General features: G+C 69.3%; 15 protein-coding genes and 1 other RNA gene. 14 read left to right on the top strand and 2 right to left on the bottom strand.

Annotation, left to right across the window (positions count from 1 at the left end):
- Nucleotides 1-21: 21 nt before the first annotated feature.
- The 9 genes from rnpB (at nt 22) to GKO32_RS29700 (ending at nt 9,408) form a co-directional block, all read left to right on the top strand.
- An RNA gene (rnpB, locus tag GKO32_RS29660) (RNase P RNA component class A) lies at nt 22-398 on the top strand.
- Nucleotides 399-900: 502 nt separating this feature from the next.
- Nucleotides 901-1,167, top strand: coding sequence for a hypothetical protein (locus GKO32_RS29665; protein ID WP_144643150.1), 267 nt, complete (start codon nt 901-903; stop codon nt 1,165-1,167).
- 12 nt (nt 1,168-1,179) lie between these two features.
- A complete protein-coding gene (locus tag GKO32_RS29670; protein WP_312868768.1) occupies nt 1,180-1,671 on the top strand; it encodes a hypothetical protein in 492 nt (163 codons plus the stop codon).
- Entirely contained in the window at nt 1,655-4,567 is a 2,913-nt protein-coding gene (locus GKO32_RS29675; RefSeq protein WP_154760237.1) for an ATP-binding protein, read from the top strand. The genes GKO32_RS29670 and GKO32_RS29675 overlap by 17 nt, the downstream gene beginning before the upstream one ends.
- Entirely contained in the window at nt 4,564-6,627 is a 2,064-nt protein-coding gene (locus tag GKO32_RS29680) for a magnesium transporter (RefSeq protein WP_154760208.1), read from the top strand. Before GKO32_RS29675 ends, GKO32_RS29680 begins: the two co-directional genes overlap by 4 nt.
- Before the next feature lie 3 nt (nt 6,628-6,630).
- Nucleotides 6,631-7,227, top strand: a complete 597-nt coding sequence (locus tag GKO32_RS29685; protein ID WP_154760209.1) for a hypothetical protein — start codon at nt 6,631-6,633, stop codon at nt 7,225-7,227.
- A 2-nt stretch (nt 7,228-7,229) separates the two neighbouring features.
- Complete coding sequence (locus GKO32_RS29690; protein WP_154760210.1) at nt 7,230-8,228, top strand: NlpC/P60 family protein; 999 nt, start codon at nt 7,230-7,232, stop codon at nt 8,226-8,228.
- 15 nt (nt 8,229-8,243) lie between these two features.
- Nucleotides 8,244-9,173: a hypothetical protein gene (locus GKO32_RS29695; protein WP_312868769.1), complete on the top strand. Its 930-nt coding sequence runs from the start codon at nt 8,244-8,246 to the stop codon at nt 9,171-9,173.
- 46 nt (nt 9,174-9,219) lie between these two features.
- On the top strand, nt 9,220-9,408 hold the full coding sequence (locus GKO32_RS29700) for a hypothetical protein (protein WP_154760211.1): 189 nt from the start codon (nt 9,220-9,222) through the stop codon (nt 9,406-9,408).
- A 30-nt stretch (nt 9,409-9,438) separates the two neighbouring features.
- Here GKO32_RS29700 and GKO32_RS29705 read toward each other — a convergent pair whose 3' ends face one another.
- Complete coding sequence (locus tag GKO32_RS29705) at nt 9,439-10,398, bottom strand: ATP-binding protein (RefSeq protein WP_312868770.1); 960 nt, start codon at nt 10,396-10,398, stop codon at nt 9,439-9,441.
- Between the two features lie 216 nt (nt 10,399-10,614).
- Here GKO32_RS29705 and GKO32_RS29710 point away from each other — a divergent pair, with 216 nt between their 5' ends.
- The 5 genes from GKO32_RS29710 to GKO32_RS29730 all read left to right on the top strand — a co-directional run bounded on the left by GKO32_RS29710 (nt 10,615) and on the right by GKO32_RS29730 (nt 15,066).
- Nucleotides 10,615-12,027, top strand: a complete 1,413-nt coding sequence (locus GKO32_RS29710; RefSeq protein WP_312868772.1) for an RNB domain-containing ribonuclease — start codon at nt 10,615-10,617, stop codon at nt 12,025-12,027.
- Nucleotides 12,028-12,029: 2 nt separating this feature from the next.
- Nucleotides 12,030-12,392, top strand: a complete 363-nt coding sequence (locus GKO32_RS29715; RefSeq protein WP_154760213.1) for a DUF4326 domain-containing protein — start codon at nt 12,030-12,032, stop codon at nt 12,390-12,392.
- On the top strand, nt 12,389-13,153 hold the full coding sequence (locus GKO32_RS29720; protein WP_154760214.1) for a helical backbone metal receptor: 765 nt from the start codon (nt 12,389-12,391) through the stop codon (nt 13,151-13,153). Before GKO32_RS29715 ends, GKO32_RS29720 begins: the two co-directional genes overlap by 4 nt.
- 87 nt (nt 13,154-13,240) lie before the next feature.
- Nucleotides 13,241-14,176 carry an undecaprenyl-diphosphate phosphatase gene (locus tag GKO32_RS29725; RefSeq protein WP_154760215.1) on the top strand — a complete coding sequence of 312 codons (936 nt, stop codon included), beginning with the start codon at nt 13,241-13,243 and terminating at the stop codon, nt 14,174-14,176.
- Nucleotides 14,173-15,066, top strand: coding sequence for a cytochrome c oxidase assembly protein (locus tag GKO32_RS29730; RefSeq protein WP_154760216.1), 894 nt, complete (start codon nt 14,173-14,175; stop codon nt 15,064-15,066). Before GKO32_RS29725 ends, GKO32_RS29730 begins: the two co-directional genes overlap by 4 nt.
- Here the strand turns inward: GKO32_RS29730 and panB are convergent.
- Entirely contained in the window at nt 15,063-15,923 is an 861-nt protein-coding gene (panB, locus tag GKO32_RS29735; protein WP_154760217.1) for a 3-methyl-2-oxobutanoate hydroxymethyltransferase, read from the bottom strand. The two genes, GKO32_RS29730 and panB, sit on opposite strands and share 4 nt — an antisense overlap.
- Nucleotides 15,924-16,113: the final 190 nt, after the last annotated feature.

Raw genomic sequence — 16,113 nt, forward strand, 5'->3', positions numbered from 1 at the left:
ACGCTACCCTGGACGCGCGGACGAGTTGGCCGGGCGGCCGCGAGGGTGTGAGCCTTCGAGGAAAGTCCGGACTCCGCAGGGCAGGGTGGTTGCTAACGGCAACCCGGGGCGACTCGCGGGACAGTGCCACAGAGAACAGACCGCCCCAGCGTGGCTGGGGTAAGGGTGAAACGGTGGTGTAAGAGACCACCAGCATCCCGGGTGACCGGGATGGCTCGGTAAACCCCACCCGGAGCAAGGCCAAGAGGGCACCTTCACCGGTGCCTGCGCAGGCGTTCGAGGGCTGCCCGCCCGAGCCTGCGGGTAGGCCGCTCGAGCCCGCCGGCAACGGCAGGCCTAGATGGATGGCCGCCACCGCTTCGGCGGTACAGGATCCGGCTTACAGGCCAACTCGTCCGCCCGCGTTGCGCGAGTTGAACGTTCGCGTCGGGTGAGTTGAACGTTCCGTGCGACCGGAACGCGCAACTCGGACGCACGGAACGTGCAACTCGCGTGAGGCCACCGGGTGACGCGGCATGATCGACTACGCAGTCCGTCCGGTCATCGTCGGGGAGAACGCGTGCCTCCGAACGGGTCATGACAAACTATGTCCCGCTGCCCCCGTGCGGCAGTTCGGCCAACTCAGAGTGAGCAATACGCCCAGCAGGTGGCCGAACTACGAAATACGGGTGGACGGGGTTAATCCTGAGCGGCCTTGCAGGCGATGATGGAGGGCGACGAGTTCAGGGAGAGTGGCCGTACTGTGCCTGGTGAGGAGTGGCAACCTAAGACGGAGAGCACTTTGACCGTTACGGGTAGTCACGCCATGATGATGTAGGCGCCAGACCAGACAACTCCAACCCCGTGGGCCCCGCCCGGCGAGACCCATCCGACCACGCTCCTCGCACCCGGGAGTACGCGATGACCATGATGACGCTTGTGCAGCACCTCGCACAGGGCGAGATCAAGACACGAGGCGTCCAGCAGTGGATGCTTGACAACGTTATCCCGCTGGTACTGCTGGCCGTCGCGTTGCTGCTGCTCTGGCTCGGCGGCGGCAAGGGCGACAACGCCGGGGTGATGCGCCGCCTGGCTGGTGTCGTGATCGCGCTGGCGATCATCGGCCTCGCGGTCAGCGGGCTCGGCGTGAACGTCGGCGAATGGATCGCCGGCCTGTTCACCGGCTGACGGAGCCCCGGCGTGCGGATTCGAACCGATGACGAGGTCTACCGGGTCGACGCGGTCTGGCTCGGCCCGCCGAAGGCCACGTTCCCCTGGCGCGCCCGGTATGTGGCGTGGGGTGTGGGCATCGCGATCTTCCTGATCGTGCTGACGGTGGAGCGGCAGCTCGGCGTCGGGTTCGGGTTCTTCTCCACGGCCTGGGCCTTCGTGGCGACGATCTTGATCACCAGGCTGATCACGAGAAAGATCAGCCACGAGCGCCCACTCGGCGCCGTGTTCACGATGTGGCTGCGTGAGCTGCACACCCCGCGCGAGCGGCCACGAGGGGACGGCGGTGCGGTCACCGCCGCCAAGCTCCGGGTCCAGCCGCGCCGTCCACTGCCCAAACACAAACGCGCGGTGGGGGTGGGCCCCCGCCAGGGGGCCGGAAATGACACTGCCAGGTCCCGAGCACGCCAACGCCACCCCCGTGGCCGCGGCGAGGAGGTCACTGTTGTTCGGTCGCGGTAAGGACCGGGAGCCCGACGCGGGCGGCGCCACGCAGTGGCAGCCGCGGCCCGGCCGTGGCGTGCCGCTGGACGCCAGGAAACCGAAGCAGAGCCGGCGGTTACCCGGCGAGCAGGCCATCCCGAGCTACACCCCGTCCATCGGTGCGCGCAGCATCGATGGCCACCTGCTGCGCACCAGCCATGAGGTGTACGCCTGGTACCGGCTGGCGCCGCAACGCTGGTCGTTCCGCTCCGATTCGCAACGCCGCGACCTGATCGCCGCGATCGCCGGGCAGTACGCGGAGCTGCAGGGCCGCTGGCTGCACCTGCGCGTGACGACCCGGCCGTACCCGATCCGGATGTGGGCCGAGGCGCATGTGCACAACGCGGTCGGCCGCCCCGCCGACACTCCGGGCACGCTGTCCTTCGACGACTACCTGATCGGCGAGCAGCAGCAGCTCATGGGTCGCTCGATGGCCGAAAAAGAGGTCTACATCGGCGTTCAGGTGCAGACCCGCCGGATGGTGGACCGCGCGGTGGAAAGCGCCGCGCCGCTGCTGCGCCGCATCCTGCCGGAGGCGGTGGACGCGGAGCTGACCGCGCTGGACTCCGAGGTCGAGCATCTCGACCAGGTCATCGGCTCGTCCGGGTTGGAGGGCCGCCCGGTGCATGCCGAGGAGATGTCCTGGCTGATGCACCGCTCGTGCTCTCTCGGGCTGCCCGCGCCGCGAAACATGCCCGCGGTGCCGGGCGCGGAATGGGAGCCGGAGGACCTGGCGAGCTTCACCGACGCGGCGGACTTCCACGCCGAGCCGTACGCGCCGACGCTGACGGTGCGCGGGCGCACCGGGTCGAATGCCGGGGTGCGCCGCCATGTCGCGGTGCTGACGGTGGGCCAGATGCACGGGTTGCAGATCCCCGAGGTCGACGACCCATGGGTGCAGCACGCCGACCGGCTGCCCGCCTCGGTCGAGTGGTCCGCGCGGATCTACGTGCGCCGTCCCGAAGAGGTGGCCGGTGAGCTCCAGCGCCAGATGAACAAGGTGCGCTCGCAGGTCAAGCACTACACCGACGAACACGAACTGGAGCCGCCGCAATCGCTTTCCCGCCAGGCTTCCCGGGTGCTCGAGATCGACGACGAGATGACCTCGGGCTTCACCGCGCTGGCCACCCGGGTGCGTTCGTGGTGGCGGCTGGCGGTCTCGGGCCCGACCGAGCGGGACGCGTTGCGGCTGGCCCAGCAGTTGCTGGACCTGTACAAGCCGAAGATCGCGATCGAGCATCCCGAAGCGCAGTACGCGATGGCGCGCGAGTTCATCCCCGGCGAGCCGCTCGCTTCCTCGGCGTACATGCGCCGCGGGTCGGTCGTGTGGGCCGCCGCCGCGGTGCCCACGGCGACCGCGGAGGTGGGCGACCGGCGCGGCATCCTGCTCGGCGAGACGGTCACCGCGACGCGGCGGCCGGTCGCCTGGGATCCGTGGATGGCGCAGGAGATCCGCGACGGCTCCGGGCTGACCGCGATGGTCGCCGGCCTCGGTGGCGGCAAGTCGTTCCTCGGCGGTGGCATCGTCTACAAGACGCTGCGTTCCGGGGCGCATTGGACGCTGCTGGACCCGTCGGGCCCGCTGTCGAGGCTGTGCGAGCTGCCGGAGATCAGGCCGTACGCGCGGCCGATCAACCTGCTCAACGCCCAGCCCGGCATCCTCAACCCGTACCGCGTGGTCGCCGAGCCGCTGCTCGAACACTTCCTCGACGAGGAGAACCCGGAACGCGCGTGGCGCCGCGAGCGGGCGCTGGCCGGGGCCACCCGGCGGCGGCTCGTGCTCGACGTGCTCACCGGGATCCTGCCGTACGAGGTCGCGCGCATGCCGCAGAGCCGGATCGTGCTGCTTCGTGCGGTCCGCGCGGTCGGTGGCCGCTACGACGCCGACCCCGGGCAGGTCATCGACGCGCTGCGCCGTGACTCCAGCGAACATCACGAGCACGCGGTCGTCGTCGCGGACTTCCTCGACGAGATGCGCGAGCGGATGTCCTTGCTGATTCCGGAAAACGACGCCGACCCGTACTCCGAAACCCGTGACGACCGGCTGACGGTATTGACCATGGCCGGGCTGACCCTGCCCAAGGACGGGGTCGGCCGCGAGCACTGGACCGACGCCGAGGCGCTCGGTGTGGAGATGCTCAACCTCGCGGCGTGGCTGACCCAGCGCTCGGTGTACGAGAAGCCGAAGGACCAGCGCAAGGGTGTCTGGATCGACGAGGCGTTCTTCCTGTCCGAGGTGCCGACCGGTCGCGTGCTGATGAACCGCTTCGCCCGTGACTCGCGCAAGTGGAACGTCCGCGTGCTGCTGTCCTCGCAGATCCCGGCGGACTTCCTGAAAATCCAGGGTTTCGTGGCGCTGCTGGACTCGGTGTTCGTCGGCCGCCTCGACGATGACGAAGCGCAGGCGGATGCGTTGCGGTTGTTGAAGGTTCCGGTCGGGGTCGGCTACGAGCAGGTCGTCGCCGCGCTCGGCCGTCGTCCCGGCGCGCACCGCGATGTCGAACGTGACCGTGAGCCGCGGCAGTTCATTTTCGGTGACGGGGCCGGTGGCGTGGAACGTATTCGCGTCGACTTCTCCGGCCCGCACCTGGAGCATCTGCGGGCCGCGATGGACACGACCCCAGGTTCGAAGGACGCGTTGCCCGCGGACAACCGCGCGACGCGCGAGGCCGAGCAAGAGGAGGCCGCGTACGTGCCCGTCCCGCCGCTGGATGACGACATCGAGCAGGACCTGGAGCTGGCGGCCGAGCGAGAGGTCGGCCTGACCGAGGAGCAGTTGCTCGCCGAGGAGGTCCCCGGCGGGAACGGCACCGAGCCGGAGGGGGAGCACGCGACCGCGGGCAAGCGGGGCGGTCACGGCCGGGACGCCGCATGACCACGCTCCTGACCCTGGGAACCGTGCTGGCCATCGCCTGGGGCTGGTACGCGCTCAAGGGATTCGTCCGCCGTGGCGGGTTCCGCGGCAGGCGGCCGGGACGCTGGGCGACCACGTTCGCCGTCGCGCTGCTGCTCGGATTGCAAGCAGTGGCAACGGCTCCGGCCGCGTCCGCCGCGGCGTGTGGTGACGCGCCGACGCCGGAACGGCCCGGCGCGGGCATGGTCGGCGCGATCGACCCGCCGGCCACGCACGGCGAGAACGGCAGCGCGTATCTGGATTACAGCTACGCCGGAATGGTCTGGTACGTCTACCAGACCGACTGTGGTCCGCTGTCCGGGATCACCAGCCCGAACTCGACGATCGACACCTGGGCCGGCAACGCGCTGTTCAACATCGGCAAGAACCTCGTCGGGGCCACCAACTCGCTGCACTACACGGTGATGGAAGGCGGGCTGCTCAACCCGATCTACAACGCGGTCAAGAGCGGCGCGGAAAAGGTCTACAACAACATCTACGGCCAGCTGTTCGGGCTCGCCGCGCTCCTGCTGGCGATCATGATGTTCCGCAACATCTGGCGCGGTGACCTTTCCGCGGTGTCCAAACGCGCGTTGTACGGGCTGGGCGCGGTGTGGCTGGCCGCGTCGTCGCTGGCGATGTTGCGCTACTTCGACCCGATCGACAAGGCGATTGTCCAGACCACCACGAACATCCAGGCCGGGTTCGTCGACGACTCCGGTGACCGGGTGGTCCGCGAGATTCTCCCGACCGAGCTGCACACGCAGGTGGTCTACAACAACTGGCTGCGCGGCGAGTTCGGTGCGCCCGACGCGTCGCAGGCAACCCAGTTCGGCAGGCCGCTGCTGGACGCGCAGGCCTTCACCTGGGACCAGGTCCGCAACGGAGACGACGCGAACCAGGGCGTGGTGGACGCGAAAAAGGCCGCGTACAAGAACATTTCCACCCAGCTCGGCCCGGCGACGCCGTACTTCACCGGTGAGGGCGGCAGCCGCACGGGTTCCGGTTTCCTCGCCATGCTGCAAAGTCTCGTCTACGCGCTGTTCCAGTTGCTGGCCAAGGCTTCCGTGTTGCTGGCGCAGGTGCTGATCCGGCTGTTCGCACTGACCGCGCCGCTGATCGGCCTGGTCGCGCTGGTGCATCATGACATCCTCCGCCGGGTCGGGAAGGTGCTCGGCGGTGTCGCGTTCAACCTGATCGTGCTCGCGGTGCTCGCCGGGGTGCATGCCTTGCTGCTGCAGGCCATCTTCACGGCGGGTAACTCGCTGTCGATGCTGACGCAGATGGCGATGGCCGGGCTGGTCACCGTGTTGCTGTTCCTGGTCGGGCGCCCGGTGCGGCGGCTGTGGCAGATGGTCGAGATGTCCGTCGGCATGGTCGGCTCGTCGATTCCGGCGCCCAGCGGCGGGATCTTCTCGCGGTTGCGCCGCAAGCAGGGGCCGACCCCGCAGGACGAGTTCTGGCAGAACGTCCGCGAATCCGACGACAGCGACCTCGAAACGCGTGGCCCGATCGGCGCGACGGCCGGTGGTGGCCGGTACCGACCGGAGGCGACGATTTTCGCGAACTCGCAGCGGCTCGACGGCGCCGGTTCGATGGCCGGTCGCCCGGCGGCCGCGTGGTCGGGTGCGCCGTGGCCGGGTGGGGGAGCCTTGCCGGGCAACGGAAATCGCGCTGCGCTGCCCTCCGGCGGCGGGCCCGGCCTGTACCCGGGGCACGCACCGCGTGGCGGTGGTTCGGACGACTACGTGTACTCGGCCCCGCCGGGCACAACGCGTCGCGCCGACGCCGGGTGGGCGCCGCCGCAGCCGCAGAGCCGGCGCGTGGACACCTCACCGGTGTTCACCCGGGACGATCTGCCGGACTCGGTCGTCGTGCCGTCGCGCATGCGGCACACGCCGTCGGCGCCGCGGGTGCCGGTCCAGATGCGCCGCGCCGAACGGGAACTCGTCGGCGGCAGGCCGGTCCACGTGATCTACCGGCCCTCCCGCGGGATCGAGGTGCGGGACGAACCGCGCGACACCGAACAAGTCGTGAGGTAGCAGATGCCGATCAGGACCAATCGTGGCCGGGCCGCGGTTTACCGCCGCCTGTGGGGATTCCCGTTGCGTTCGCCACGGCATCTCGCCGGTACCGCGATCGGGGTGGCGATCCTGATCATCGCCATCGGCATCCTCGTGCCGCAATTGCTGGGGCCACGGCAGGACAACTCGGTCACCCCGGCCCGGATCCCAGACCCGGCTTCGTCGGCGGCGGCCCGTCCGCCTGCCGGCTCCTCGGTGCCGGTGTCCACGCGGCTGACTGCGCCGCTGGCGCAGCCGACGTCGGCACTGCCGAGCGCGGATGCCCTCAACATCGCGAAATTGTGGGCGCTGGCGTGGGTCAACCACCCGGCCGGGATCACCAACGCGCAGTGGCTGGACGGGCTTCGTCCTTACACCACGGACGAGTTCCTGCCGCAGATGTCCACTGTGGACCCCGCGAACATCCCGGCGAGCCAGGTGACCGGTGAGCCGGCTGCCGCCCAGTCCTACACCTCTTCCGTCCTCGTCGTCGTGCCGACCAACGGCCCCAAGCTCAGCATCACCGTCGCGCAGACCACCGCCGGCTGGCGGGTGGCCCAGTACGACCAGGCGAGCTGAGCATGCGGCTGGGGGTTCTGATCGGGGTAGTGGTCGCCGCGCTGTTCGCGGCGGTGGTCACCACCGGCGTCGTGGCGAAGGTCGTCACCGACCAGCAGGCCGCGCAGGCGCAGGGGGTGCGCAACACCAGCTGCGACGCGGCGATCGGCCCGACCAACCCGGGGCAGGCGCAGACCTCGCAGGGACAGGCGAACAACCTCGACGACGAGCAGCGGCAGATCGTGCGGCAGATCGTCGACATCGGCAAGCAGCGCGGGCTTTCCCCGCGCGCCTGGCAGGTCGCGATCCAGGCCGGGATGACCGAGTCGGGGCTGCACAATCTCAGCTATGGCGACCGCGACTCGCTGGGCATCTTCCAGATGCGGCCGTCGATGGGCTGGGGCACCGAGGCGCAACTGCGGGACGTCGGATACGAGGTCAACAAGTTCTACGACGTGCTGCTTGGTGTGCCGGGCTGGGATCAGCAGCGCCCGGGGTCCTCGGCGCAGGACGTCGAGCGTTCGGCGTTCCCCGACCGGTACCACCGGTGGGAGCCGATGGCGGCGTACCTGGTGGAGAACGTCGGCCAGGTGGCCGACATGGTCGGCTGCGGGCAGAGCGCCGGGCTGGTGCTGCCGCCGAACCAGGCGGCCGCCGCGGCGATCGCGTTTGCCTTGGGGGAGCGGGGAAAGCCGTACGTCTGGGGTGCGACGGGGCCGAATTCGTATGACTGTTCCGGCTTGATGTTGCGGGCGTACCAGGCTGCCGGCATCACTCTCGACCGAGTGTCGCAGGACCAGTACCACGACGGCGCGATGTTGCCGGTGCGCACCGCCCAGCCTGGTGACCTGCTGTTCTGGGCCTATGACCCGTCGAACCCCAACACCATTCACCATGTGGCGATGTACCTGGGCGATGGAAAAATAGTGGAGGCCCAGCAGACCGGGGTGCCGGTGCACGTGCGGCCGGTGTCATTCGACGAGAACGAGCTCGTGCCGCAGGCCGTGCGGCCGGGTGTGTGACCAACGGAGTGTTCTGTGGCCAAGAAATTCGGGAAGAAACGCAGCCCCGGCAAGGACCCGCGGGATCTCTTCGGTGCGCCACCGCCGCCGGCCCGGTCGGCCGCGCGGCCGGCGTCGAGCACCCCGCTGGCCGACTACCTCGCCCCGGACTGGCCGGGGGTGGACGAGAACTACGTCGTGCTGCCGCGCTCGCTCGCCGAGGGCATGTCCTTGCCGTGGCAGCAGCAGATGTCCGCGTTGCTGGCGCAGTTCCACCAGGCGCACCAGCGCCTGTCGTGGCCGGTCTACCGCGTGGTGCCCTCGCGGTACGAGAACCTGGTCGACCTGGACGAGGAGCAGCTCGCCGAAGCGGGGTACCTCGTGGAGATCGACGCCGACGGGGACATGGTGTACCGCGAGCGCAGTGGACGGAAGGTCGAGGACCCGGAGCACACGCGGGTGCTGGTTTCGGTACTCGACCCGATCGCGCCGCGGACGGCCAGGCCGGTGCCGACGGAGCCTGAGCCCGAGCGCCCGCGTGCGGCGCCGATGAACATCCCGCCGGCCCCGGTCTGGCGCACCACGCCGAAACAACCGCCGGCGGACATGCCGCCGTTGCCGCAGCCCAGCCGGATGCAGGAACCGCGCGTGGAGCCGGAATCGCCTGTGGAGCCGGAGCCGCGTGCGGAGGAGCAGGCCAAGCCTCGGGTGGCGCCATTGGGTTTCGATCCCGCCGTCGTGGAAAAGCCCGCCGAGCCCGTTGAGGAGCCCGCCGAGGAGTCCTCGTGGCAGGAGCGGGCCGCGCGGCTCGAGCCCGAAGCTGCCCAGCCGGAGGACTCCGACACCCCGCAGCGCGGCATCCCGCAGTCCGACCGTGGCTGGTTCGACGAGTTCCCCGAAGACACGCCGACGCAGTTCGGCCCGACCGGGCAACCGACCGAGCTCCCGTACCGCTACCGGCCATGACGGCGACGGCATGACAGCGGGCGCGCGACATGCGACGCTGGCGGGCATGAAGGATCCAAATCCGGACCAGGGTTGGTACTACAACACGAAAACCGGCGAGGTCGAGCATCTCGACCGCTCGCGCGCGATCGACCTCCTCGGCCCGTACCCCGACGAGGCGACCGCCCGCCGCGCACTGGAGATCGCCCGCGAGCGCACGAAACAGGCCGACAAGGAAGACGCCGACTGGAACTGACCGGGCGCGAGCCCCGTCGTGGGACGTGCGTCAGTGCGTCACCGCGGCTGGGCCGGGTACGAAGTCCGGATCCACCTGGGCGGCCAGGTCCTGGCCCGTCCGGTCGTTGCCCCACGACCGCGCGTTGCGCAGGTGGAATTCCACGGCCTGCTGCTGGTACCGGGTCCAGTCCCGCTCCACGGAGTCCACAGTGGACACCAGCTTTTCCAGTGCCGCCAGGTTTTCCGGCTCCAGCGTATCGATCGGCCGCACCTGTCCACGCTCGGTCGCGCGGACGTGTCCGGAGCCGGTCAGCCAGCCCAGCAGTGCGTCACCGAGCTGCTCGCGCAGGAACGCGACGTCCTCTTCGTCGGTGACCTTGTTCCCGACCACCGCGAGCCGCACGCCGAAATCGCGTGCGTAGTCGGCGTACTGCCGGTACACGCCGAGGCTGCGCATCGTGGGTTCGCACACCAGGAACGTCACGTCGAAGCGCGTGAACAGGCCGGAGGCGAACGCGTCCGCGCCCGCGGTCATGTCCATCACGACGTATTCGCCCGGTTCGTCGACGAGGTGGTTCAGCAGCAGCTCGGCCGCGCCGACCTTCGAGTGGTAGCACGCCACGCCCAGATCGTCCTCGGTGAAGCGGCCCGTGACGCCGAGGCGCACCCCGCTCACCGTGCGGAAGCACTGGTCCAGCAGCGGGTCCGCGGCGAACGGCCGCAGCAGACGCGATCCGCTTCCCGGCGGGGTGGTCTTGATCATCGCGTCCGCACTGGTGATCCGCGGGTTGTCCCCGCGCAGGTGCTCCTTGAGCTCCGGTAGGTGATCTCCGAGCGTCGGCAGCGTGATCGCTTCCTCTTCGCTCGCGCCGAGTGCCACGGCGAGGTGCTGGTTGATATCGGCGTCGATGGCGAGCACCGGTTTGCCCCGTGCCGCGAGGTAGGCGGTGAACAGGGAGGTCAGCGTCGTCTTCCCGCTGCCGCCCTTGCCGACGAAAGCGACCTTCACGGTGTACTCCGTTCGAAAACGATATCGGTTTTCATTACTGTCGCGGAAGATACACCCGAGTGGCCCAACGACGAACAAGGGATCAACTCGGCGCCGGCGCGTCACCAAGCCGACCCGAAAGCAGGCCGACCCGATCAACGGGCAGCCGGCCTGCGTTTGGTCGATTGCCGTGACTGCCGGTCGGCTTGGTGACTACAGACACAGTAGGGTGAGTATGTGCCTCGTTTCACGGCCGGCTCGCCTGCGGCGGACGGGGGCTTCGGTCACCTGCGCGCCGAGTTCGAGCTGCCGGATTCCTTCACCGCGGACGTGCTCGCCGAGGCCGAGGCGGCGGGCGTGGACCCGCGGGAAACCGTGGGTGAGGACGCCACCGACCTGCCGCTGGTGACGATCGATCCGCCGGGCGCCAAGGATCTCGACCAGGCCATGCAGCTTTCCCGCCGCGGTGACGGGTTCCGGGTGCAGTACGCGATCGCCGATCTGGGCACATTCGTCGCACCGGGCGGGCCGGTGGACCGCGAAGCCCGCCGTCGCGGCCAGACGTTGTACCTGCCCGACGGCAATGTCCCGTTGCATCCGCCGGTGCTGTCCGAGGGCGCGGCGAGCCTGCTGCCAGGGGAGATCCGGTCCGCGGTGCTGTGGACGATCGACCTGGACTCGCGCGGTGAGCCGGTCGCGACCAGGGTCCGCCGCGCGCTGGTCCGGTCCACCGAGCAGTTCGACTACGAAACCGTGCAGGCGGCGCTGGAAGCGGGCACCGCGCATCCCTCCATCACCGCATTGCCGGAACTCGGCCGCCTGCGGCGGGAACTGGCCGTGCGGCGCGGTGCGGTCGAGCTGCAACTGCCCGAGCAGGCCGTCAACGGCGGCGCCGGTGATGGCTGGGCGCTGGGCACCCGGCCGAGGAACGACGTCGACGCGTGGAACGCGGAGATCTCGCTGCTGACCGGAATGGCCGCGGCCACGATGATGATCGACGCGCGGGTCGGCGTGCTGCGGACGCTGCCCGAAGCGGACGACGACTCGATCGCGTGGTTGCGCCGGTCCGCGCAGGCGCTGGGTATCGAGTGGCCCGATGCCACGTCGGTTTCGCAGCTGCTTGCCGGCCTGGACCCGGCGCGGCCCGAGTCGATGGCGCTCTACACGTGCACCACGAGGCTGTTGCGCGGCGCGGGCTACACGTCGTTCGCCGGGGAGCTTCCGCCCTCGACCACGCATGCGGGCATCGGTGCGCCGTACGCACACGTGACCGCGCCGATCCGGCGGCTCGTGGACCGGTTCGCCGCCGAGGTGTGTCTTGCGGTGAGCGCGGACCACGACGTGCCGGAGTGGGTGCGGGCCGCGCTGCCGAACCTGCCGCTGCTGATGAGCACGTCGGACTCGCTGGCCGCCCGCGTCGAGCGGGCGTGCATCGACCAGGTCGAGGCGTGGATGATGGCCCAGCGGATCGGCGGCACGTTCGAGGCCGTGGTGTTGCGCGCGGACGAGGCCCGCGCGGAGATCCTGGTGGAGGACCCGCTGGTGATGGGCAAATGCGCCGGCGAGAACCTGCCCGAGGGTGCGCGGATCACGGTCCGGCTCACCGCGGTGGACGTGGTGAAGCGCAAAGTGTCGTTCGAGCGAGCGTGAGGATGGACTGGACCGCGAACGAACGTGAGCTGGCGGAGCGGTTGGACGCCGGGCGCGCGATCCTGGTCAACGTGCGGAAGTCGGGGCCACACAAGCATCTTGTGCTCCTGCTCGCCGAGCGCGGGCTGGTCACGTACATCGGGCACGCCGGGCCGAGGCATTCCTGGCCCGAGTCGGACTTCGCGAATCCCTTTGTGCGCGAAGCGAAAACCGGCCGCGAGGCGATGGTCCGCCACTTCCGCGAGTATCTCGAAGGGCGGTCCGAGCTGCTCGCGCGGTTGCCGGAGCTCGAGGGGCGTGCGCTCGGCTGCTGGTGCGCACCGCGGCCGTGTCATGGCGATGTCCTGTTGGAGCACCTGAAATGACCCTCTTCGACGACCTCGGTGAGGACGTTCCGCTGCGGGGCGTGCCGCGCCGAGTCGTGTCACTGGTGCCGTCGCTGACCGAGGCGATTGCGACCACGCTGCCGGGCGTACTCGCCGGTGCGACGGACTACTGCACGCATCCCCCCGGCCTCGACGTGCCCCGGGTGGGCGGGTCGAAGTATCCGAAGGTGGACCGGGTGCTGGACCTGCGGCCGGATCTCGTACTCGCCAACTCCGAGGAGAACCGCCCGGAAGACGTGGAACGCCTGCGCGCCAACGGGTTTCCGGTCTGGGTGACGGAGGCGCCCGCCACCGTGCCGCACGCGCTGGCGTCCCTGCGCCGCCTGCTCACGCAGGCGTTCGAGGCCGGCGAGCCGGAGTGGCTCGTGCGGGCCGAAGAACTCTGGCGAGACGTCCCGCCGGTGCGCCGGCACGCCGTGGTGCCGGTGTGGCGCAAGCCGTGGGTGATCCTGGGCCGGGACACCTTCGGGGGTGACGTGCTCCGGCGACTCGGTGTGTCCATTGTGTACGGTGAGCACGAAGACCGTTATCCGCGCCCGAAACTGGACGAGCTGCGGTCGTGGTTCGCTTCGGGGAAGGCAGATCTTCTCGTGCTTCCCGACGAACCGTACGAGTTCACCGCCGCCGACGGACCTGAGGAGTTTCCCGGCGCCGGTTACGTACTGGTGTCCGGGCGTTACCTGACGTGGTATGGACCGTCCCTTGTGGACGCACACCGGGAGCTCAGCCGGGCACTGTGACCCGCGCCGGGCTCCTTTGCCATCCGCTCATCTTGCCTCGGGTACCTTCATGGCGGATTACCGCGTCGCACTGAGGGAAAGGCCCCCATGTCCGCTGTGACATATTTCGAGGCAATTGTCGTGGGCGCGCTGCAAGGTGTGTCTGAATTGTTCCCGGTGTCCAGCCTTGGGCACAGCATTCTGCTTCCGGCGTGGCTCGGGGGCAAATGGGCACAGGACCTGAGCATGGGCCACGACTCGCCGTATCTCGCGGTGCTCGTCGCGATGCACGTGGCCACCGCGATCGCGCTCGTGGTCTTCTTCTGGCGCGACTGGGTCCGCATCGTCCGTGGCCTGTGGACGTCGATCCGAGACCGTGAGGTCGTCGACGCGGATCAGCGGCTCGCCTGGCTGCTCGTGCTCGGCACGATCCCGGTGGGCATCGCGGGTCTGCTGCTGGACAAGGTCGTGCGCGAGTACCTGGGTACGCCCATCCCGACGGCGATCTTCCTGACGCTCAACGGTGCCGTGCTGCTGGCGGTCGAGCGGTTCAGCAAGGCACGCAAGCAGGTTCCCGTCGCCGCGGAGCAAACCGTCGACTTCTCCGCCGAGGTGACCATGCCGATGCGGGCGATCAGCGTCGAGGAGGCGTCCGACATGCGGTTGTCCAAGCTGCGCGTCGGCGAAGCCGTGCTGATCGGCGCCGCGCAGATCCTCGCGCTGTTCCCGGGAATCAGCCGGTCCGGCATCACGATGGTCGCGGGTCTGCGCCGCGGCCTCGACCACACCGATTCCGCCAGGTTCGCGTTTCTCCTTGCCACACCGGCGATCCTGGGTGCCGGGGTGGTGAAGGTGCCGACCTTGCTGACCGCGGATAACCGGGCGTCACTCGGACCGGCGCTCGCCGGCAGCCTGGTCGCGGGGATCGCGGCCTATATCGCAGTGCGTTTCCTCACCTCGTATTTCGAGACGCGTACGCTGAACCCGTTCGCGATTTACTGTGTGGTCGCCGGAATCGGTAGTTTGGTGTATTTCGTGGCATGAATGTCCCACTTTCCTGGGGGCGAGTTTTCGGGGCCTGGACGGTCGATGTCCCGGCGATCGTTTTCGTCTTCGTGCTCGGCGCGTGGTACGTACTCGCGGCCCGCCGCGTGCCGGGGTGGCCGCGGGGACGGACGACGGCGTTCTTCAGCGGCCTGGCCACCATCCTGCTGCTGACCTGTTCGTTCCTCGGCGTCTACGACGACACGCTCTTCTGGGCGCGCGCGGTGCAGGTCGTCGTGCTGCTGATGGTCACTCCGCTGTTGCTGGCCCTCGGCGCTCCGCTGACGCTCATCCTGGCGACAGCGCCGTTCGCGGACCGGCTGCGCGTACTCGGCCGTAGTGCGGTGGCGCGGGCGCTGACGTTTCCCTTGGTGATCACGGTTTTGCTGATCGTGCCGCCGTTTGCGCTGTACCTGACGCCGCTGTACGAAAGCACGCTGCGGCATGCGGCGGTCGATGAGCTCGTCCGGCTCGGGCTGCTGTGCTGCGGGTTCGTGTACTTCTGGACCCGCCTGCGGGTCGACCCGACCCCGCGCGAGGACCACCACCTGGTGTCGTTCAGCATCAGCTTCGCGGAGGTCGTGGTGGATGCCGCGCTCGGGCTGATCCTGTGGCTGGGACCGCTGCGCGCGGCCGGCTACTACCAGGAGCTGGCCCGCGCGTGGGGGCCTGATCTGCGAACCGATCAGATCATCGGCGCGGGCATCCTATGGATCGGCGGAGACCTGGCCGGCCTGCCGTTCGTCGGCGCGTTGTTCACCCGGTGGATGCGCGACGACGACCGGCAGGCCGAACGGATCGACCGTGAGCTCGACGAACAGCCGCAGACGGGCGGTCTCTGGTGGGAGAACGACCCGGAGCTGGCTGAGCGTTTCCGTCGCCGCAATTAGTGGAAAGTGTGCTCGGGCGCGGGGAATTCGCCGCGCCGCACCTCCTCCGCGAACGCCGTCGCGGCACCGGACAGCACTCCGGCGAGGTCGGCGTAACGCTTCACGAAGCGTGGCGACTTGCCGCGGCGTAGCCCCGACATGTCCTGCCACACCAGCACTTGCGCGTCGCAGTCCGGTCCGGCGCCGATGCCGACGGTGGGGATTTTGAGTTCATGCGTGATCCGCTTCGCGACCTCCGCCGGCACCATCTCCATCACGACGGCGAACGCGCCGGCTTCCTGTAGCGCGAGTGCGTCCTGGACCAGTACGTCACCGGCCTCGCCGCGGCCCTGCACCCGGTAACCGCCGAGGTTGTGCTCGCTTTGCGGGGTGAACCCGATATGGCCCATCACCGGCACGCCGGCGCCGGTGAGCGCCTCGACATGCGGGGCGAACCGGCGGCCACCCTCGAGTTTGACGGCGTGCGCCCGGCCTTCCTTCATGAACCGGACGGCCGTCGCGAGCGCTTGCTCGGGGGAGAGCTGGTAGGACCCGAAGGGCAGGTCGGCGACGACGAGCGCGCGTTTGGTCGCCCTGGTGACGGCGCGGACCAGCGGGAGCAGCTCGTCCACCGTGACCGGCAGCGAGGTGTCGTAGCCGAACACGTTGTTGGCGGCCGAATCGCCGACGAGGAGCACGGGAATCCCGGCTTCGTCGAAGAGCTCGGCGGTGTACATGTCGTAGGCGGTGAGCATCGGCCACGGCTCGCCGCGATCCTTGAGTTCCTGCAGATGGTGGATGCGAACCTTCTTGACGGGCGCCGCCTGCTGTGGGCCGTTGCCATAAGGTGCGCTGAGCTCACCAGTATGGGTGGACATCGTCGTCGACCAACCTTCCCTCGAGGCCCTCGTCGGGTCCCCGGGTCGTGGATCTGGGAACACCAGCGTGACACCGCGGAAGCGGCGCCCCCAAGCGGCTGCGATGAGCTTCACATGTGGTTTCGCCGGCGCGCGTCGCGAGCCGGAAAACTGTCGTACCCCGGTGCGAGGATGCCTCTACGACCGCATC

This window comes from Amycolatopsis pithecellobii, assembly GCF_009707865.1.
Taxonomy (GTDB): domain Bacteria; phylum Actinomycetota; class Actinomycetes; order Mycobacteriales; family Pseudonocardiaceae; genus Amycolatopsis_E; species Amycolatopsis_E pithecellobii.